Consider the following 19,171-nt stretch of genomic DNA (forward strand, 5'->3'; position numbering starts at 1 on the left):
CACGCTGGCCATATGGATTCCAAAGAAGAAGGGGAGACCGGAAAAGAGGCTCTCAAGGCGTACGCGGCGCTGATCGAATATCGCTACACGCTGGACCCTTCCCTGGCCGTGCTGGGGGAGAGATGGATGCCGTGCGAAACGCGAAACGTGGCCTCCGCCCGCCGATTCGTCCGGGACATCGCCACCGACTGGAACGCGTCGGAAGACACCCCGGAAATCGCCGAACTTCTGGTCTCCGAACTCGTCACCAACGCGATCGCATACGGCTCGTCGGACGTTCCGGACCCGACCGTCATCCGCATCAGAACCACCAGGGAGAAAGAATTGATGACCGTGGACGTCTACGACTCCTGCATAGCCGTCCCCCGAATGAGGCAGGCCGACCACCTGGCGACCTCCGGCAGGGGCCTCACCATCGTCGAAGACCTCTCCCACAACTGGGGCTGGACCCTCAACCCCTACGGAAAGTCCGTCTGGTTCCAGTTGGTGGCATGGCCCTGAGGCTATGGAGATTGGAGGCGGTCACTTTTCGAAGTGACCGCCTCCAGGAGCCGAGTTCATGCTTGGTGTGTATGACTCGTTGACCCCTTCTCGGTGATGTCTCGTCGCGGAGCGTGTAGTTCGCGTGGGTGGGGTGGGCGTCTTGGGAAGCCTTTAAGTGGATCGTGCTGGACGAGTCGCGGGAGCGGATCGAGCGGCTGCTGCCGAAAGTGGGGCGGCAGTGCCGCCCCCGGACCGTAAGCGAACGGCCCCGTCGGCGCACCCCGCACGGCTCCGGGCCTGGTACGCGTCGATGATTGAGCCAGGAGTTCAGGGTATGAGCAGGACGCGGCCGAGCTGGGAGCGGCTTTCCATGATCCGATGCGCTTCGGCCGCCTCGTCGAGTGGCAGCCGGGCGTGCAGCCTGGCACGTAGTCTCCCCTCGACCGCGTGCCGGGTGACCTGGTCCATGTCCTCGCGCGCTTGTTTCGGCGCGGCGGCGCGCCAGGCGAGCAGCGAGAACGCGGCTGCCGATCTCATTGCGAAAAGGCTGGTCAGCGGGATATCGGTTGCCTCGCCGCCGGCCGCTCCGTAGACGATGGCTCGGCCGAACGGTGTCAGAAGGTCGAGGCTGCGTAGCAGGATGCGGCCGCCGACGGAGTCCAGGACGACGTCGACTCCTCCTGGTGCGGCCTCGCGCACCCGCTCGGGCCAGTCCTCCGCGGAGTAGTCGACGGCCACGTCGGCGCCGAGCGTGCGGGTGAAGTTCAGCTTGGCGGGGGAGCCGGCCGTGGCGATCACGGTGCCGGCGCCAGCGATCTTGGCGAGTTGCACGGCCAGATGGCCGATACCTCCAGCGGCGGCGTGGACGAGCACGGTCTCGCCGGGCGACAGCCGGGCGGCGCGCAACGTGCCCAGCGCCACGGGGGCGCCCATCGGCAGCATGCTCGCGGTGGCGTCGCCGACTCCCTCCGGTACGGGCGCGAGCCACCCGGCGTCGGCGAGGACGTGGTCGGCGAAGGCGTCCTCGGCCAGCGTGGCGACCCGCCGGCCGGTAAGGGCGGGGTCGACGCCCGGCCCCACCGCGTCGACCGTGCCGACCACGTCGCCGGTGAGCACGGCGGGCAGATCTCCATGGAACAGGTCGCCGCCGCGGCCGGAGTCGGTAACGGTGTTCCACCGTTTCGGCAGCCGGATGGGGCTGATGGTCGCGCTGATGCAGGAGCGGGCGTACGCCCTGGAGGAGGCCGTGGCGAGTGGACCTCCGCCGCTGGGGCCCGGCGCCCCGCCCGAGGAGCGGCTGATGGCCTTTCTGGACGCGATCGTCGACGTCGTCGGCCGCAACAAGGGGCTCCTCGCGGCGCTCGGCCACGCCGCCACGGCGGCGCCCAGGCCGGAGTGGAAGGAGCACGGCGAGCACCGGGACGAAGCCGGCGACCACCCCGTCTACCGGTTCTGGCACGGCCACACCAGCGCACTGATCGCCGCGCGGCGCCCCGACCTGGACGGAGAGCTACTGGCGCACATCCTGCTGGGCAGCCTCCAGAGCGAACCGGTCCTGCGACTGCTGGAGCGCGGAGAGACGATGCGGCTGGCCGCGTCGCTGCGTGTCATGGCCTCTGGGATGCTCACGGTCCCTGCCCCCTCCTGAGGCGGGGTGGGAGAACACCTCAGGCCGGCGGCGCGAGCGTTCCGGTGGCGAGGGCGTGGGTCAGGGCGGTGGCGGCGGTCTGGCCCGAGGTGGTCAGCTCCCGGAGTTCGGCCTCGAAGGTGAAGATCTCGCGGAAGGTGTCGCCGTACCTTCGCTGCTCCTCGACCGAGAGGCGCGGCACCTGGGCGCGGCGCGGGTCGAAGCGGGTGGAGCCGGACTGGGTGCCGGTCGTCGCGCCCGGGGAGAGAGCCCGGACGAAGCCCGCGAGGAAGAACGGGTCCAGCCGGTCGGGGTCGGGGCGCAGCAGGACGAGCCGGGGGCCGAGCAGCAGGCCGGGCTCCTCGATCACCCGGGTGGCCAGGCCGCCGCTTCCGATGGCGGCGACCACGTCTCCCGGCTCGATCCTGATCCGGCCCTCGGGGTGTGTGCGCGTCTCCACCGTGCCCCCGTCCAGGACGTGCTGGTCGATCAGCACCGGATCGCCCGAGCCGTCGATCTCGAAGCGCCCCGCCTGCCAGACGGCCAGCGCCCCGATCCGCTCCAACTCCGCCAGTGTGACGGAGGGCAACTCCTGGCCGGTGCCGGGGACGGCCTCGGGGACAAGGGTGGCGAGCCGCCCGAGCCGCTCGGCCAGGCGCTCGCGGAGCAGGAGGTAACCCTCCGCCGAGACCTGCTCCTCGGTGCCGAGATACCGGGAGGGGGTGACGTCGACGTCCTCGTCGACCAGCTCGATGATCGGGACCGTCCGGCTCTCGCCCGGCCTGTCGATGTCGAGGTCGGGATCCGCGCGGAACTCGCGCCACCGCTCGGCCACCGCGTCGAGGCTTCCCAGGTCGGCCTCGGCCATCAGGACACGGGAGGGGGTGCGGTCGTCGGCGGTGGGCTTGCGCAGCACCCAGATGTGCACGGGCAGCGCGGTGCCACCCGATGCGACCTTCGGGGGGAGGCCGATGACGGCCCGCAGGGTCCCGCGCCGCAGCAGGTTGCTGCGAATGCGGCGGCCCGAGCGGCGGTTGGCGGCGATCGCGGGCATCAGCAGCACCGCGACGCCGCCCGGCGCCAGGTGGGCGAGCGCGTGCTGGACCCAGGCCAGCTCGGACTCCATCTTGGGCGGCAGCCCGTACTCCCAGCGCGGGTCGCTCGTCAGCTCGTCGTATCCCCAGTGGCGCTCGTTGAACGGGGGATGGCACACGACGGCGTCGACGGTCAGGTCAGGCCAGGCGTCCTGGCGCAGCGAGTCGCCCGCCCTGACCTCGCCGGCGGCCTCCGGTGCACCGCCCGCCTTCGCCTTCGCCTTGCCGCCCGCCTTCGCCTTGCCGCCCGTCCGCTTCCCGACGCCCGCCGGAGCCTCGGCGCCCGCTCCGGCCAGTGCCAGGCGTGACTGCGCCAGCCGGGCCAGGGAGTCGTCGTACTCCTGCCCGTACGCGCGCCGCCCCGAGGCCGCCGCGGCGAGGAGGACGCCGAGACCGCAGGCGGGGTCGAGGACGGACCGGGCCTCGGGCCCCGACAGGTGGGCCATGAAGCCCGCGATCTCGGCGGGTGTCTCGGCCAGACGGCGTGAGTGGACGTCGGCGTAGCGGTCCAGCAGGAAGCGGATGGCCTGGGGGCTCCCCTCCTCCTCGGCATATCGCCTGATGAGCTCCCACGCGGGGGCCGGGACGGTGCGGGGCCTGCCCTGGCCGCGCAGGAGCTCGGTGGCCTCGGCGACGACCTCGCCGAGCCTGAGGTCGTCGCCGGCGGCGCGGACCTGCTGCCAGACGCGCTCGCGTAGCGGGAGCTCGGCCACCTTGCCCTGCTGGAGCAGCCACGCCTCGACGGCACCGAGTGAGAAGGTCGGGCTGGTCGCCGTCCCGCCCACGGGCTCGGGGAAGTCCTCGTGCCGTCGCCGCCAGTTGCTCACGGCCGCGCGGCCGACGCCGGCCATCCGCGCGATGTCGGCGGCGGTGACGCTCGCCTCGTCCCCTGCCATCGCCAGCCTCCGTTTTCCCACGTCAGCTCATTTGACATGTGGACGACAACTTATCTCACAGCGTTGACGGGCGTCGATCGGCGGCATCGAGTACGTGTATTTGGTTCACGTGACGGGGGTGCCGGGCGTAAAAGGACCTGCGAATTGTCGGTGGGGCAGGCAAAGATGACCCCATCATGGTTATCCACCAGTCTCTCCCGTTCACCGCCACGACGTCCCCGAGCGGCGACATCGTGATCTTCTACGTCGGCACCGAGCCCCGGATGACACCGGAGCAGGCACTCGCGTTCGCCGACCAACTCCGTGACCTCGCGGCCGGCGCGTCGCGCTCCGGCCGCCGGGAACCCCGGCCGGCGGACACCGGATGTCCTGACCGTGCCATGGCGTATTCACGATAATCCCTTTCACTCTACGTGGTCATTGCGTAACGTTCTGCCTGTCGTGGCTTCCGGAAAGGGGTGCCACCTCATCGATTCGCCGTGCTCCCGACGCCCGATGCCCAGGGTGCTCCCAGACGCGTCGAAGTCAGACATGGAAGGACGAACATGCAACCCTTCGAGCTCCCTGACTTCTACCTGCCGTATCCGGCCAGGCTGAACCCCCACGTGGAGACCGCGCGCGAGCACACCAGGGCCTGGGCGCACGACATGGGCATCCTCGATCCCGACCTCGGCATCTGGGACGAGGGCAAGCTCGACGCCATGGACTACGGCCTGCTCTGCGCCTACACCCACCCCGACGCGCCCGCCCCCGAACTCGACCTCATCACCGACTGGTACGTGTGGGTGTTCTTCTTCGACGACCACTTCCTGGAGACCTTCAAACGCAGTGGTGACCTGGCCGGGGCCAGGAAATACCTCGACCGGCTGGCGGCCTTCATGCCGGTGCACCCCACCGGGCCCGCTCCCGAGCCGGAGAACCCGGTGGAGCGCGGCCTGGCCGACCTGTGGGCCCGCACCATCCCGGCCATGTCCGCCGACTGGCGGGCCCGGTTCGTCGAGAGCACCAGGAACCTCCTCGACGAGTCCATGTGGGAGCTCGCCAACATCAACGCCGGACGCGTCGCCAACCCGATCGAATACATCGAGATGCGGCGTAAGGTCGGCGGCGCCCCCTGGTCGGCCAACCTGGTCGAGCACGCCGCGGGCGCGGAGGTCCCGGCCGTCGTCGCCGCCAGCCGGCCGATGCGCGTGCTGAGGGACACCTTCTCCGACGGGGTGCACCTGCGCAACGACCTCTTCTCCTACGAGCGGGAGGTCGGCGACGAGGGCGAGCTCAGCAACGGGGTGCTGGTCTTCGAGCGCTTCCTGGGCTACGACACCCAGCAGGCGGCCGACGCGATCAACGATCTGATCACCTCCAGGCTGCATCAGTTCGAGAACACCGCCCTCACCGAGCTGCCCTCCCTCTTCGAGGAGCACGGCCTGGACCTGAAGTCCCGCATCGACGTCCTCGCGTACGTCAAGGGGCTCCAGGACTGGCAGTCGGGTGGCCACGAGTGGCACATGCGCTCCAGTCGCTACATGAACGGTGCCTCGCAGGCGTCCCCGGCCGCCCCGGCCCTCCTCGGTGGTCCCACGGGCCTGGGCACCGCGGCGGCGCGCGTCAGGCTGGCGCCCGGCATCACGGGTCCGGGCGGGATCAGGAGCCACACCCACGTCCCTCTGCGGAAGGTGGGGCCGGTGCCGCTGCCCGAGATCTACATGCCGTACACGGCCAGGATGAACCCCAACCTGGACAGCTCCCGCCGCCACACGGTGGAGTGGGCGCGCGAGATGGGGATGTTCGAGCAGCTGCCCGGCTTCCCCGGTCTGGCCATCTGGACCGAGCACAAGCTCGACGGCTACGACTTCGCCATCTGCGCCGGGGCGATCAACCCGGACGCGCCCGGCCCCGAGCTGGACATCTCGACGTTCTGGCTCACCTGGGGGACCTACGCCGACGACTACTTCCCGGTGGTGTTCGGGCCGCGACGCGACATGATCGGCGCGAAGGCGTTCAACAAGCGGCTGTCGGCGTTCATGCCGCTCGACCTCTCCGCCACCCCGCCGCCGGCCAACCCGATCGAGCGCGGGCTGGCCGACCTGTGGTTCCGTACGGCGGCCCCCATGTCGGAGAACGCGCGCGCCAGGTTCCGCCAGGCTGTCGAGGACATGACGGAGAGCTGGCTGTGGGAGCTGGCCAACCACATCCAGAACCGGGTTCCCGACCCGGTCGACTACATCGAGATGCGCCGCAGGACCTTCGGCTCCGACCTCACGATGAGCCTGTCCCGGCTGGCCCACGGCCAGTCGGTGCCGCCCGAGGTCTACAGCACTCGGACGATGCGCGGGCTGGACGATTCGGCCGCCGACTACGCCTGCCTGGTCAACGACCTGTGCTCCTACCAGAAGGAGATCCAGTTCGAAGGCGAGCTGCACAACTGCGTGCTGGTCGTTCAGGACTTCCTCGACTGCGACCTGCGACAGGCGGTCGACATCGTCAACGACCTGATGACGTCCCGGATGCATCAGTTCGAGCACATCGTCGCCACCGAACTCCCCGCCCTGTACGACGACTTCGACCTCGACGAGGAGGCCAGGAAGACGCTCGACGGATACGTGACGGAGCTGCAGGACTGGATGGCGGGCGTCCTGCTCTGGCACATGAAGACCCGCCGCTACGACGAGTCCGAGCTGCACTATCCGCCGGCGACGACGCGGCCGGTCGGCGCCCCCACCGGGCTCGGCACCGCGGCCGCTCGCCTCGGGGCGGCCGCGCACGGATACCTCGCGGCGAGCCTTTGAACCCCGATTGAACCCCGACGCGGCCGAGAGCGTGCCCTGGTCTCCCGCCTGGCCGCCTTCGAACCTTCCTTCCGCTGCCGGTGGATCCCGGTGAGAACACGCGGCACGAGTATGCCCGTGTCCGAGGCCGGACACGGGCATGGGTACGGATCAATCGCCGCCGAGATGGCGATCACCGCGAAGTACAGGCCGGTGCGGGCGCCGATGGTGTCACCCACGCCCACCGCGGGCGGATTGGCGGGGTAGAACAGGAACGGCACCAGCACGACGGTGACGAACCCGCCGCCGGCCACCAACGCCGAGGCGGCGCGGATGCCGAACCCGCCGATCCGTCCATAGGCGAGGGCGAACGCCACGGCGAACAACCTGCCGATCGCCACTCCGAACAGGCCGATCGCGACGGCCAGACCTGAGGTCTGCTGAATGATACGTGAGACTATTTCCGGCTCGGCGGCCGCTGCCTCGTGCGCGTGCTGCCCCTCGAACGCGATGGCCAGGCTCACCTGGGGCTCGCCGAAGATCCAGGCGAACACCAGGGCAAGCGCGGCCGATACGAGCCCGACGAGCATTCCGCGCAGCAGCAGTGCGCGCATCGTCATAGCACGTCCCGTCTGCTGGTCAGTGACAGGGGAAGCCGAGGAGATGCCGGCCGTCGTGGACGAACTCATGGACGAACTGACCGCCGAACACGGAGAACACACCCTGCTCGGCTCCGACGAAGTAGAGGAGAAGGAGCGACAGCACCGCACCGAAGATCGCCCAAGGGAGGATTTCGCGGAGGGGGATCTGGAGGGGCCGGGGGAGTTGTCAGCGCAGATGGCCGTCCGCTCCATCGCCAAGGCATGCGAGGCCTACAAACGCGACAAGACCATCAAGCCGGCCTTTCGGGAGCTGGGGGCGGTCGCCTACGACCAGCGCATCCTGACGTGGAAGGGTCCTGAGGCGGTCAGTCTCCTCACCCTGAGCGGCCGGGTCGTCGTGCCCCTTCTCTACCGGGGCCGGTGGCTGAACAGCGCGGGAGCCGTCCTGCGGGGTCAGGCGGATCTCGTCTACCGCGACGGGGTGTTCTTCCTCGCCGTGGTCGTCGAGGTCCCCGCACCACCCCCAGGGGAGGAGCCGAAGGAGTGGTTGGGGGTGGATCTGGGCATCGTCAACCTCGCCACCGACTCCACCGGTAAGTCCTACAGCGGCAAGGGGGTACGGGCGGTGCGGCGGCGCAACGCCCGGCTGCGGGCCCGGCTCCAGGCCAAGGGCACCAAGTCCGCCAAGCGGCTGCTGAAGAGGCGCCGCAGTAAGGAGTCGCGGTTCGCCCGCGACGTCAACCACGTCATCGCCAAGCAACTGGTCGGCAAGGCCAAGGACACCCGCGCCGGGATCGCCCTCGAAGGCATCCGGGAGCGGGTCACGGTTCGCAAGGCTCAGCGTGCCGACCTGCACTCGTGGGGTTTCCATCAGCTACGGACGTTCGTGGCGTACAAGGCCGCCCTGGCCGGGGTGGCCGTACGGCTGGTGGATCCGCGCAACACCTCCCGCACCTGCCCCGGGTGCGGCCACCTCGACAAGTTGACAGTGGCATGCCGGCTCAGATCCGACCGATTCCGCTCGCTGTCGCAGTCAGGTTAATGACAATGTACGGTTCGAGTCCGGTTCCGCCTATGGGCCATAAGAAAACCAAAGGCATCTGCAGACGCCATCCCCTGCTCACCATTCGGAGCCGCCGCGTGACGATCCGTTTGATCTTGGTCTGTCATGGTCCCACCGTCGCGCTCTCCCGGGCGTCCTTCTCGGCCGACGAACCGCTCACCGAACGAGGCGGACACGCGGCCGGGAACGGGTGGGAGTCCGCGGCGACGGCCTGGTGCAGCCCCGCCGCCGCGGCCAGGGAGACCGCGGCGGCGCTCGGACTGGACCCGTCGATCGAGCCCGCGTTGCGCGACTGCGACTACGGGCGCTGGCGCGGCCGCGGGCTCGCCGAGGTCCAGGCCGCCGAACCCGAGGCGATCCAGGACTGGCTCACCGATCCCGCCGCCAGGCCGCACGGCGGGGAGTCGATCGTGGATCTGATCGAGCGGACCGGCGACTGGCTGGCGGGCCTGTGGCGGGATTCCTTCCACGGTCGCGCGGTCGCGGTGACGCACGCCGCGGTCATCCGGGCCGCGCTGGTGAACGTACTCGCCGCACCTCCCGCCTCGTTCTGGCGCATCGACGTCCCGCCGCTGGCCCGGGTTCAGCTCACCGCGCACCACGGCCGCTGGCAGCTGCGCGCGACCGAGCCTGACCGGCCGCCGGCCTGACGAAGAGCCACGACCTCAGGCACACCGGGCAGCGCGGTGGTGAGAGAACCCGCCGTGCGGCCCGACGTCCAGCACGGCGGTTGCGATACCGGGCTCGACCGGCGGCCTGGCGAGCGGGGCAGCGGCCTACCTGGCCGGGTCGGATCCGGCCCGGTCGGATCCGGCCGGGTCTGATGCGGCTGGGTCTGATTCGGCGGGTTCGCCGGGTTCACACAGGTGCGCGAGGAGATCGTGGTACCTCGGGGCGCGCAGCAGGTCGGTCACGCTCAACGCGCGGCCGAGGCGGGCCCCGACGCGGGACGTCAGGCGCACGCTGCCCAGCGAGGATCCTCTCTCCGCGTAGAAGTCGCTGTCCGGGGCCGGTGACCTGCCGGTGATCCGCTGCCATTCCTGGGCCACCACCGCATCGAGCTCGGCAGGAGCGGCCGCTACGGACGCGACCGCGTCGCGTGCGGCGGTAGAGGCGGGGACGGAGGTGGAGACGGCGTCGAGGACGCGCGTGGCGAAGTCGCCCACGTCCGTGGCCGTGATGGATCCGATCGGCTAATCGCACAGGCTCCTCTCGCCGTCGGTATTAAAGATTTCATGAAAAAAATCCATACAGCCGGATAGCGCTGTTCAGGGGCATCCGAAAATGCTGGCCAAAATCCGACGAGCCCGGGTTTTGGTACGGCCTTCTCCTTCCACCTCTGGTGGAGAGTGTCCGCTCAGAGGCAGCCGACGTGGGTACCGGGCAACGAGAGGTTCGACTATGCCGTCCAGGGGAGTTCACGCCCGGCCGCGGGGGAGCGCCGTGACAGGGGGCGCCGGCGCCCACGGATTCCCCCGGTCGCGATGCCGGAGGTGAAGGACGACCGGCCGTCCGACGCGTCGCTGGCCGGTCTGACCGTCATCAGCGGGCTCGTGGACGCGATCAGCTACGTGGGCATCGGCCAGGTGTTCATGGCGAACATGACAGGGAACCTGCTCATCCTCGGCTTCGCCGCGGGCGACCCGTCCCAGTTCCCGCTCGTCGCGACGGCCATCGCCGTGGTGGGCTTCTTCCTCGGGGCAGGGCTGGCCGGGCGGCTCACCGACAGGGTGTCGAACGTCCGCCGCAGGATGGTCCTCGCCATGGTCATAGAGACCAGCCTGTTCGCCGTCACCACGGTGGGCTCGTTCCTCCTGCCCACCACCCAGGCAGGCCGCTACCCGCTGATCGTCGCCCTGGGACTCGCCATGGGAGGACGGAACACCGTCGTGCGCCGCCTCAAGATCCCCGACATCAGTACGACGGTGGTGACCGGCACGTTGACCAACCTGGCGGCCGATTCGGTGCTCGGCACCGGAAAGCGCACGCGGGCCCGCCGGCGCGCGGGGGAGATCGTCGCGCTCGTCCTCGGCGCCTGGGTGGGGGTCCTGCTGCTGCGACACTTCGGGTTCAACGCCACACTGGTGGTGCTGACCGTCCTGATGGCCCTGATAACCGCCCTCTACACCTGGCGTACCTCACCGGCGCGTGCCCGCTGACCCGCTACAGGTCTTACCGGTCTCTTACTGGTCGCGGAAACAGGCTAGGTGGAAGGCAAGTGATCTGCTGGAACCCGCCCCTAGCGGAGCGCTCTGGCCAGCGGTGTGTCCGCCGTCGGGTCCAGCGGCGCCGTCAGCATGAACGGCATCTGCGCCATGAACCTGGGCCTCTCGCCCAGGTGCTCCTGCGCGGCGTGCACGGTCAGCGGATGCACCAGGTAGGCGTCCCCCGGCAGGCCGGTCGCCGGCGCCACCGGCCGGTCCTGGCTGGCCGCATCCACCAGCGCGCCCGCGCTCACGTAGTCGTACACCTGCTCGCCCGGCGCGCCCGCGCTCACGTGGCCGTGCACCTGCTCGCTCAGCGCTGCGAGGCTGTCGCGCTGTGACCCCGCCCTGACTCGGGTCGGTGCGTCCAGCTCGCCGACCTCCGAGAACAGCATCAGCACCAGGAAGGTATGCGAGCGGGCGGTCACCCCCCAGCTGCCGTCGGGGCGCGGCACATTGGCGTCCAAGTGCCAGCCGCGGTCGTTGGCCGGTGGCCGCCGCGGGAACCGGATCGGGATGTTGCCCGCCGCCCCGCGCGGCTGCCAGCCACCCTTCCCGCACACCGCGTCCAGCCCGGCCGCCAGCGCGGGCGACCTGACCAGCTCGCCGAACGGCCCCTGCCCGGTCAGGTCCGCGGCCCACACCACCGGCTCGCGCCAGCCCTCGGGCTCATTCGGTGACAGGCCGATCTGCTTCCACAGCAACGCCTGCGCCGCCTCACCCTGTTCGCGCGAGCCGATCGTCAGCTTCACGAAGCCGTCGCGCACGAACGACTCGACCTGCTCCTCGGTGAAGATCTCCATACCGGCCACGCTACTTCGGGCCGCAACTGCTTTTCGCGGTCGATCACCGGCATTACGACTTCCGATCGTCCGCCTGCGGGGGCCCGCAGCCCAAGTACGGCTCGAAGGGGCAGCGGATTGACATGAACCCAGATACCGAGCAGTGAGTGGGACGAGTCGCAACAGATGAGAGAACTCATCTCACGGTGTCCGCGAGGGCCTCGGTCAGGTGCCGACATAGGCCGCGAGGTGCTCGCCGGTGAGGGTGGAGCGAGCGGCGACGAGGTCGGCGGGTGTGCCCTCGAAGACGATCCGGCCGCCGTCGTGGCCGGCGCCGGGACCGAGATCGATGATCCAGTCGGCGTGCGCCATGACCGCCTGATGGTGCTCGATGACGATGACCGACTTGCCGGAGTCGACGAGCCGGTCGAGCAGGCCGAGCAGTTGCTCGACGTCGGCGAGGTGCAGGCCGGTGGTCGGTTCGTCGAGGACGTAGACGCCGCCCTTGTCGGCCATGTGGGTGGCCAGCTTGAGCCGCTGCCGCTCGCCGCCGGACAGCGTGGTGAGCGGCTGGCCGAGGCTGAGGTAGCCGAGTCCCACGTCGGCGAGCCGGTCGAGGATGGCGTGCGCGGCCGGCGTGCGCGCCTGGCCGGCGCCGAAGAACTCCCCGGCCTCGGTCACCGACATCGCGAGCACCTCGCTGATGTCGCGGCCGCCGAGGTGGTACTCCAGCACCGATGCTTGAAACCGCTTGCCCTCGCACTCCTCGCAGGTGGTGGCGACGCCGGCCATCATCGCCAGGTCGGTGTAGATGACGCCGGCGCCGTTGCAGTTGGGGCAGGCGCCCTCGGAGTTGGCGCTGAACAGCGCCGGCTTCACGCCGTTGGCCTTCGCGAACGCCTTGCGGATCGGGTCGAGCAGTCCGGTGTAGGTCGCCGGGCTGCTCCGCCGCGAGCCGCGGATCGCGCCCTGGCCGATCGAGACGACACCCGCGCCGACGGGGATCGATCCGTGGATCAGCGAGCTCTTGCCGGAGCCGGCGACGCCGGTGACGACGCAAAGGACGCCGAGCGGGATGTCGACGTCGACGTCGCGCAGGTTGTGGCGGGTGGCGCCGCGGATCTCCAGCGTGCCGGTGAGGGTGCGCACCGTCTCCTTGAGGGTGGCCCGGTCGTCGAGGTGGCGGCCGGTGATGGTGCCACTGGCCCGCAGTCCCTCGATGGTGCCCTCGTAGCAGATGGTGCCGCCTGCCGTACCGGCGCCGGGGCCGAGGTCGACGACATGGTCGGCGATCGCGATGGCCTCCGGCTTGTGCTCGACGACGAGCACCGTGTTGCCCTTGTCCCGCAGCCGCAGCAGCAGGTCGTTCATCCGCTGGATGTCATGGGGGTGCATGCCGATGGTGGGCTCGTCGAAGACGTAGGTGGTGTCGGTGAGCGAGGAGCCGAGGTGGCGGATCATCTTGACGCGCTGCGCCTCACCACCCGACAGTGTGCCCGAGGGCCGGCCGAGCGAGAGGTATCCCAGTCCGATCTCCACGAACGAGTCGAGGGCGTGCCGCAGCTTGACGAGCAGCGGTGCGACCGACGGCTCGTCGAGGCCGCGGACCCATTCGGCGAGGTCGCTGATCTGCATCGCGCAGGCGTCGGCGATGTTGATGCCCTTGATCCGCGAGGAGCGGGCCGCCTCGCTGAGCCGGGTGCCGTCGCACTCGGTACAGGTGGTGAAGGTGACCGCCCGGTCCACGAACGCCCGGATGTGCGGTTGCATCCCCTCCCGGTCCTTGGAGAGGAAGGACTTCTGGATCTTCGGAATCAGCCCCTCGTAGGTGAGGTTGACGCCGTCGACCTTCACCTTCACCGGTCCCTTGTAAAGGAAGTCGTGGAGTTCCTTCTTGGTGTACCGGCGGATCGGTTTGTTCGGGTCGACGAAACCCGACTCGGCGTAGACCCGCACCGTCCAGAAGCTGTCGGACTTCCAGCCGGGGATGGTGAACGCACCTTCGGCGAGCGACTTGGAGTCGTCGTAGAGCTGGGTGAGGTCGAGATCGGAGACCGTGCCCCGGCCTTCGCAACGCGTACACATGCCGCCAATGCGGGTGAAGGCTACTCTCTCGGCTTTGCTGGCGCCGCGCTCGACCGTGATCGCACCGCTCGCCCGGACCGTGGGGACGTTGAAGGAGAACGCGTTGGGCGAGCCGATGTGCGGCTGCCCGAGCCGGCTGAAGAGGATGCGCAGCATCGCGTTGGCGTCGGTGGCGGTGCCGACGGTGGAGCGGGGGTCGACGCCCATCGGCTGCTGGTCGACGATGATCGCGGTCGTCAGCCCGTCGAGTACGTCGACCTCGGGCCGCGCCAGCGTCGGCATGAAGCCCTGCACGAAGGTGCTGTAGGTCTCGTTGATCATCCGCTGCGACTCCGCGGCGATCGTGCCGAACACCAGCGAGCTCTTGCCCGATCCGGAGACGCCGGTGAACACCGTCAGCCGGCGCTTCGGGATCTCGACGCTGACGTCCTTGAGGTTGTTCACGCGCGCGCCGTGTACGCGGATCAGATCGTGGCTGTCGGCAACGTGCGGCGCAGGCGACTGCGTGTCCGTCCTCGTGGCCATGCTCATCGTGTCTCCATCTGTTGGGCGGGGCCGCCTTCGCGGTCTCCGTCGGTGTGGCTTGGTTCGATCTGAGCAGCTTCGAGCAGTATGTCTGGTTCTCCTTCGCCGGTGCGGTCGCGGCGACTGTCCGCTGTCCACCTGATCGGCGCTGCCGGCTCAACTCTGGGCGACATCCGGACAGCCGTTGGAGTTCGGGACACTCCCGCAGCTGTCCGGCCTGATCCGCGAAGGGAAGGGGCTTCCTCTATGTATCGAACACGCGTCCCCGTTCGTGTCACCTCTCCGGGGAGAAACCGGCCCGACAGGGGAGGGTGCGGGTGGTCCGGCCGGCGGTGCCGTTAGCCGCCCATCTCGTCCCACCGGTCAGAAGACCTGGAGGCCCAACTTTGTACACCGGTGGTGTGCCGGCGTCCAGGAACGCCTCCAAGTACACCGGTGGTGTGCCGGCGTCCAGGAACACCTCCGACTCGGCCGGGAGGAGGCGTTCGTCCGGCCGACGTCAGGAGCTCGTGAGAATGACGAGTTGCCGGGTCGCTCGGCTCATCGCGACATAGCGGTCGACCGCTCCTTCGATGCCCTTGCCGAACGCCTCGGGGTCGACGAGGACGACCAGGTCGAACTCGAGCCCCTTCGACAGCTCCGGGGTCAGCGACCGGACGCGGGGCGTCGCCCGGAACGTGGGATCACCGATGACGCAGGCGATCCCGTCGGTATGCGCGGCGAGCCAGGTGTCGAGGATCGAGCTCAGATCCGAAGCAGATCCGTGTACGACGGGGACGTCGCCGCTGCGGATGGAGGTCGGCACGTTGGCGTCCGGGAGCACGGCCCGGATGACCGGCTCGGCTTCCGCCATGATTTCCTCCGGCGTCCGGTAGTTGATGCTCAGGGAGGCCAGGTTGATCCGGTCGAGCCCGATCCGCTCGAGCCGTTCCTGCCACGACTCCGTGAACCCGTGCCTGGCCTGGGCACGATCGCCGACGATGGTGAAGCTCCGGGACGGGCACCGCAGCAGCAACATCTGCCACTCCGCGTCGGTCAGTTCCTGAGCCTCGTCCACGACGATGTGCGCGAACGGGCCGGCGAGCAGGTCCGGGTCGAGGGTGGGCAGCTCGGACTCGTCAACCAGATTTCGCTGGAGGTCCTCTCGGCGCAGTTGCGTCACGAGGCCTTCGCCGTCGTCATCGGCCTCGATCAGGGCGTCGACGACCTGGGCCATACGCTCGCGTTGGGCGGCGAGAGCGGCTTCCTGCCGGCGCTTGCGTCGTGACGCCTCCGGGTCGCCGAGCCGCTGCCGTGCCGCGTCCAGGAGCGGCAGGTCGGACACCGTCCAGGCCTGGGCGTCCCCGCGCTGCAGCGTCCGAATGTCATCGGGGCTGAGCCAGGGAGCGCACATCCGCAGGTAGGCGGGTACCGACCACAGGTCTCCGACGAGGTCGGCCGCTTCGAGCAGCGGCCACGCGCGGTTGAAGGTCGTGAGCAGCTCCCTGTTCTGCAGCAGCGACTTGCGGAGCAGGCCGGCCGAGGCGTCGCCGTCGTCAGCCGAGGCGTCGTCGTCGTGCTTGTCCATCAGGATCGTGAGCAGTTCCTCCCAGATCTGGTCGCGCGCCTCGTTGTGCGGAGTGCCGGGTTCCGGTGCTTCGAACGCCTCGGCCCAATCGTCGGCGCTCAGCCAGATGTCGGACCAGTGGGTCGTGACCGTCATCCCCTTGGTGGGCGGGTTCTCGTAGAACCTGACGGCCGGCTCGATCGCCTTCACCAGGTTCGCGGACGACTTCAGGAGGGCCACGTCCGGGTCGGCCTCGATCGCTGCTGCGGCTCCCTCGGCGACGAGGTCCCGCAGGGTGCAGGTCTGCACGCCCTCCTCTCCGAGGCTGGGGAGGACGTCGGCGACGTAGGCCAGGTAGGGCTGGTGCGGACCGACGAACAGCACGCCACCCCGGCGGTGACCGAGGCGAGGGTCGGAGTAGAGGAGGTAGGCGGAGCGGTGCAGAGCGACGACGGTCTTCCCCGTGCCCGGACCGCCGTCGACGACGAGAGCGCCGCGGGATCCCGCGCGGATGATGGCGTCCTGGTCGGCCTGGATGGTGCCGAGTACGTCTCGCATCCGGGCCGACCGGTTGCTGCCCAGGCTGGCGATGAAGGCGGACTGGTCGTCGAGTGCGGCGTGCCCGACAAACCCATCCAAGGCGAACACCTCGTCCCAGTAGTCGCTGATCCGGCCACGGGTCCAGCGATACCTGCGGCGGATTGCCAGCCCCATCGGGTTGGCGTGGGTGGCTCCGAAGAACGGCTCAGCCGCGGGGGAGCGCCAGTCGAGCAGCAGCCGACGACCCGCGCTGTCGGTAAGGCCAAGTCGTCCGACGTACACGGGCTCGGGGTCGTCTGCGCTGACCATGTGTCCGAGGCACAGGTCCAAACCGAAGCGACGCAGGGCGCGCAGGCGAGCGGTCAGCCGGTGGACCTCCAGGTCCCGGTCCATCGCCTGCCGGCCTTTGCCGCCGGGCGCCTTACGCTCGGCAGCGAGGCGGTCGGACAGGTCGGCGATCGACTGCTCGAGGCTCTCCGCGATGGCCGCGAAGTGCTGCTCATCGCCGGCGATCAGCGTCGGGTCGGCCTTGGGCGCGAGGTGGTCGGGAAGGTCAAACGCGCTGGTGGTCAGGGGATTCATGTCATTGGCTCCGATCTGAGGTCGCTTGCGACATTGCGCGCAGCAAGGCGTCTGGACCGGCGTGACGAACCTGGCGGCCATGACGGGCAACGCTCCGTCTGACGTGGACCCCGTGGCCGTTGTCGGTCCAGGTCGCCAGGGTTTGCAGGGTCTCGTCTTCTGGGTCCTGGCTCGACGATCCCGCGTGGTTCACGCGGGCACCGGCGGCCTTTCCCGGCTGACCGCGTCGAGCAGCAGCTTCGCGGCCACCGTCGCCCCGTCGGTGCGGATCGTGCCGGCCACTGCCCTTGCTCGTGCGCGGGTCTCGGGGGTCAGGGCCGTTCTGAGCGCGGCCGACAGGGACTCGGCGGTCGGAGTCGGACCGTCGTGTGCCGCGCCGATGCCCAGGTCGGCCACCCGGCCGGCCCAGTACGGCTGGTCCACCGCCTGGGGTACCACCACCTGAGGCGCGCCGGCCCGGGTGGCCGTCGTCGTGGTGCCCGCGCCGCCGTGGTGCACGACGGCGGCCACCCGGCCGAACAGTGCCTGCTGGTTGACCTCGCCGACGACGAAGCAGTCGTCCCGGTCGTCGATCAGGGCCAGGTCGGCCCAGCCGCGGGCCACGACCGTGCGGCGGCCCTGCGCTCGGATCGCCTCGATGGCCACCCGGGCGACATCCGTCGATGTGCGCATGGGCATGCTGCCGAAGCCCACGTACACCGGTGGTGTGCCGGCGTCCAGGAACGCCACCAACTCGGCAGGGAGTGGGTGAACGTCGGGCAGGATCCACGCGCCGGTCTGGACGACGTCGAGGTCCGGCGTCTCCTGCCACGGGTCCAGGATCGGGTCCGTCGCCAGCCACGGCCGGTCGCCGATGACGTAGTCGCGGACGTTGTCCACCGGTGGCAGGCCGATCGACGCCCGGTTCGTGTTGAGCGCCGCACCGAACAGCGCGTTGATGCTCTGGGCGTCCAGGTCCCACAGCACCCGGTTGTCGGTCACCTCCGGTGGGAACGGCCGGCCCGGATACGCCAGCGGCGGGTGGTGCGGCGACGGCAGGGTGAGCTGCTGGAAGGTCACGGACACGGAGTGGATGCCCAGTTTCTCGGCCACCGACCGCGCGCCGGCCGCGGCCGGCATCACGCCGGTCGCCACCAACGCATCGCATCCCTCGGCCGCCGCGGGGACCGCGTCGAACTGGCCGGCGATCAACTCGGCCGCGCGCTGGGGCAGGGATGACGGCGGCGACGCCCCGGTCGTCAGCGCGCGCGCCGACTGGCCGACCGGCACCAGCGGCACGCCGACACCGGCCAACCGCTGCGCGAAGTCCTCGTCCGGCGGCGCGCACACCCGCACCTCCGCGCCGAGTTCCCGCAACCGCACCGCGAGTCCCACCAGCGGTTCGACGTCCCCGCGCGACCCGTACGTCGACAACAACACACGCATTTCGCGTCCCCCGTTTCCGTAGATTCTGGCCTCGGCCGACGATTCTGCGGCACGACCCGGGTCTTGTGGCAAGCCCCCCGGTGCGCTATACGTTGAGAGTGGAAAGGAGTGGGTACTCCCCTTTCCCTCCCGGATGGATCAGGGCTGACCATTGGCGAAGGCGGCCATCAATCGCCGCCGAGGTCGGCCAGGCCGATGTCGCTGTCGGGTAGTTGCTGGATGTCCGGGTGGGCGCGCAGGCCGTCGAGCATGAGCGCCAGGTAGCGGTCATCGCCGCGCAGTCAGGGGTCAGCGAGGCCACGGTCACAGCGGGCACATCGAGCTGATGTTCCAGCCCGAGCTGGTCGTACGCCGCTCCACGGGCTCGGGCCCGCTGGTCAACCGCTGGAACGGCACGGAACGCCCAGCCTCGCGGGCCGGGCGTCCGGTGACGAGCGTGCCGCTCAGATCCGGGAGGTGCGGCGGCGGAGCGGGTGTCCGCCCAACCGGCCTGCCAACCGGCCCGTGACCCAGGCGGCGAACCCTCCGGCGAGCAGCACTCCCGCGCTCGTCGTTGCCGCTGGCGATGTTGCTGACCTGCCAGCCGCCGGTCCGCGAGCGGGTCGTCCAGATCGAGGCGGTCTGGCCGTCGGCCGCGTCGGCCTGGGTGGCGAAGAACGCGAACCGGGAGACCTCCGCCGACTGGCCGGCGACGAAGGCGGGATTGAGGTGGTTGACGGCCACGGTCTGCTCGGTCACCTTCGCGGTGATCGGCGCCACCGCTCTGGTGTCGGCCCCGGGCGGGGCTCCCTTGGTGGCGAAGAACCTGCCGAGCGTTCGCTGGACGTCCGGGGCCGAGGCGGCGGCGCGGGCGGCCGCCCCGTCGCCGGCCCCGGGTGGTGCGGCCTGCACGGCCGCGGCCTCGGCCGGGCTCTGGGGGGTGGGGTCGCCGGCGGCCGCGTGGGCGACGGCG

The 19,171-nt window shown here is 70.0% G+C and carries 17 protein-coding genes; 7 read left to right on the forward strand and 10 right to left on the reverse strand.

Going from position 1 to position 19,171, the window contains the following annotated elements; genetic code table 11:
• Positions 1–12 precede the first annotated feature (12 nt).
• Complete coding sequence (locus OIE13_RS03245; protein WP_326829499.1) at positions 13–501, forward strand: ATP-binding protein; 489 nt, start codon at positions 13–15, stop codon at positions 499–501.
• A gap of 309 nt (positions 502–810) precedes the next feature.
• On the opposite strand, the gene OIE13_RS03250 is transcribed toward OIE13_RS03245, so the two are convergent.
• Positions 811–1,599 carry a quinone oxidoreductase family protein gene (locus OIE13_RS03250; RefSeq protein ID WP_326643290.1) on the reverse strand — a complete coding sequence of 263 codons (789 nt, stop codon included), beginning with the start codon at positions 1,597–1,599 and terminating at the stop codon, positions 811–813.
• 52 nt (positions 1,600–1,651) lie between these two features.
• Here OIE13_RS03250 and OIE13_RS03255 point away from each other — a divergent pair, with 52 nt between their 5' ends.
• Positions 1,652–2,131, forward strand: coding sequence for a hypothetical protein (locus OIE13_RS03255; protein WP_326643288.1), 480 nt, complete (start codon positions 1,652–1,654; stop codon positions 2,129–2,131).
• Between the two features lie 19 nt (positions 2,132–2,150).
• On the opposite strand, the gene OIE13_RS03260 is transcribed toward OIE13_RS03255, so the two are convergent.
• Entirely contained in the window at positions 2,151–4,121 is a 1,971-nt protein-coding gene (locus OIE13_RS03260; RefSeq protein WP_326829500.1) for an HsdM family class I SAM-dependent methyltransferase, read from the reverse strand.
• A gap of 155 nt (positions 4,122–4,276) precedes the next feature.
• Between OIE13_RS03260 and OIE13_RS03265 the strand changes: the two genes are divergently transcribed.
• Both OIE13_RS03265 and OIE13_RS03270 read left to right on the forward strand, forming a co-directional pair.
• Entirely contained in the window at positions 4,277–4,498 is a 222-nt protein-coding gene (locus OIE13_RS03265) for a hypothetical protein (protein WP_326643285.1), read from the forward strand.
• A gap of 147 nt (positions 4,499–4,645) precedes the next feature.
• Positions 4,646–6,886: a family 2 encapsulin nanocompartment cargo protein terpene cyclase gene (locus OIE13_RS03270; RefSeq protein ID WP_326643283.1), complete on the forward strand. Its 2,241-nt coding sequence runs from the start codon at positions 4,646–4,648 to the stop codon at positions 6,884–6,886.
• Here OIE13_RS03270 and OIE13_RS03275 read toward each other — a convergent pair.
• Positions 6,781–7,485, reverse strand: a complete 705-nt coding sequence (locus OIE13_RS03275; protein ID WP_326829501.1) for a CbtA family protein — start codon at positions 7,483–7,485, stop codon at positions 6,781–6,783. The two genes, OIE13_RS03270 and OIE13_RS03275, sit on opposite strands and share 106 nt — an antisense overlap.
• 19 nt (positions 7,486–7,504) lie before the next feature.
• The gene (locus OIE13_RS03280) at positions 7,505–7,630 is read right to left on the reverse strand and encodes a CbtB domain-containing protein (RefSeq protein ID WP_326643279.1); all 126 of its coding nucleotides are present in this window, start codon (positions 7,628–7,630) and stop codon (positions 7,505–7,507) included.
• Between OIE13_RS03280 and OIE13_RS03285 the strand changes: the two genes are divergently transcribed.
• On the forward strand, positions 7,589–8,509 hold the full coding sequence (locus tag OIE13_RS03285) for a transposase (RefSeq protein WP_326830261.1): 921 nt from the start codon (positions 7,589–7,591) through the stop codon (positions 8,507–8,509). The two genes, OIE13_RS03280 and OIE13_RS03285, sit on opposite strands and share 42 nt — an antisense overlap.
• Positions 8,510–8,607: 98 nt before the next feature.
• Positions 8,608–9,180 carry a histidine phosphatase family protein gene (locus tag OIE13_RS03290; RefSeq protein ID WP_326643276.1) on the forward strand — a complete coding sequence of 191 codons (573 nt, stop codon included), beginning with the start codon at positions 8,608–8,610 and terminating at the stop codon, positions 9,178–9,180.
• A gap of 126 nt (positions 9,181–9,306) precedes the next feature.
• Here the strand turns inward: OIE13_RS03290 and OIE13_RS03295 are convergent, their stop codons facing one another.
• On the reverse strand, positions 9,307–9,696 hold the full coding sequence (locus OIE13_RS03295) for an acyl carrier protein (RefSeq protein ID WP_326643274.1): 390 nt from the start codon (positions 9,694–9,696) through the stop codon (positions 9,307–9,309).
• A gap of 318 nt (positions 9,697–10,014) precedes the next feature.
• On the opposite strand from OIE13_RS03295, the gene OIE13_RS03300 reads away from it, so the two are divergent.
• Complete coding sequence (locus tag OIE13_RS03300) at positions 10,015–10,689, forward strand: YoaK family protein (RefSeq protein WP_326643272.1); 675 nt, start codon at positions 10,015–10,017, stop codon at positions 10,687–10,689.
• Between the two features lie 80 nt (positions 10,690–10,769).
• Here OIE13_RS03300 and OIE13_RS03305 read toward each other — a convergent pair whose 3' ends face one another.
• The 5 genes from OIE13_RS03305 to OIE13_RS03325 form a co-directional block, all read right to left on the reverse strand.
• Positions 10,770–11,537, reverse strand: coding sequence for a phytanoyl-CoA dioxygenase (locus OIE13_RS03305; protein ID WP_326643270.1), 768 nt, complete (start codon positions 11,535–11,537; stop codon positions 10,770–10,772).
• 204 nt (positions 11,538–11,741) lie between these two features.
• The gene (locus OIE13_RS03310) at positions 11,742–14,132 is read right to left on the reverse strand and encodes an excinuclease ABC subunit UvrA (protein WP_326643269.1); all 2,391 of its coding nucleotides are present in this window, start codon (positions 14,130–14,132) and stop codon (positions 11,742–11,744) included.
• Positions 14,133–14,625: 493 nt separating this feature from the next.
• Complete coding sequence (helR, locus tag OIE13_RS03315) at positions 14,626–16,794, reverse strand: RNA polymerase recycling motor ATPase HelR (protein ID WP_326643266.1); 2,169 nt, start codon at positions 16,792–16,794, stop codon at positions 14,626–14,628.
• A 189-nt stretch (positions 16,795–16,983) separates the two neighbouring features.
• Positions 16,984–18,219, reverse strand: coding sequence for a glycosyltransferase (locus OIE13_RS03320; RefSeq protein ID WP_326643265.1), 1,236 nt, complete (start codon positions 18,217–18,219; stop codon positions 16,984–16,986).
• A gap of 303 nt (positions 18,220–18,522) precedes the next feature.
• Entirely contained in the window at positions 18,523–19,110 is a 588-nt protein-coding gene (locus tag OIE13_RS03325) for a hypothetical protein (protein WP_326643264.1), read from the reverse strand.
• Positions 19,111–19,171 lie beyond the last annotated feature (61 nt).

The sequence above is a fragment of the Streptosporangium sp. NBC_01810 genome (assembly GCF_035917355.1).
In the GTDB taxonomy this organism is placed as follows: Bacteria; Actinomycetota; Actinomycetes; order Streptosporangiales; family Streptosporangiaceae; genus Streptosporangium.

What these genes read in the sequence shown, in the direction of transcription:
- OIE13_RS03245 (WP_326829499.1), top strand. Translation starts at nt 13, where the DNA reads ATGGATTCCAAAGAAGAAGGGGAGACCGGAAAAGAGGCTCTCAAGGCG.
- OIE13_RS03265 (WP_326643285.1), top strand. Translation starts at nt 4,277, where the DNA reads ATGGTTATCCACCAGTCTCTCCCGTTCACCGCCACGACGTCCCCGAGC.
- OIE13_RS03270 (WP_326643283.1), top strand. Translation starts at nt 4,646, where the DNA reads ATGCAACCCTTCGAGCTCCCTGACTTCTACCTGCCGTATCCGGCCAGG.
- OIE13_RS03275 (WP_326829501.1), bottom strand. Translation starts at nt 7,485, where the DNA reads ATGACGATGCGCGCACTGCTGCTGCGCGGAATGCTCGTCGGGCTCGTA.
- OIE13_RS03300 (WP_326643272.1), top strand. Translation starts at nt 10,015, where the DNA reads ATGCCGGAGGTGAAGGACGACCGGCCGTCCGACGCGTCGCTGGCCGGT.
- OIE13_RS03305 (WP_326643270.1), bottom strand. Translation starts at nt 11,537, where the DNA reads ATGGAGATCTTCACCGAGGAGCAGGTCGAGTCGTTCGTGCGCGACGGC.
- OIE13_RS03310 (WP_326643269.1), bottom strand. Translation starts at nt 14,132, where the DNA reads ATGAGCATGGCCACGAGGACGGACACGCAGTCGCCTGCGCCGCACGTT.
- helR (WP_326643266.1), bottom strand. Translation starts at nt 16,794, where the DNA reads ATGAATCCCCTGACCACCAGCGCGTTTGACCTTCCCGACCACCTCGCG.
- OIE13_RS03320 (WP_326643265.1), bottom strand. Translation starts at nt 18,219, where the DNA reads ATGCGTGTGTTGTTGTCGACGTACGGGTCGCGCGGGGACGTCGAACCG.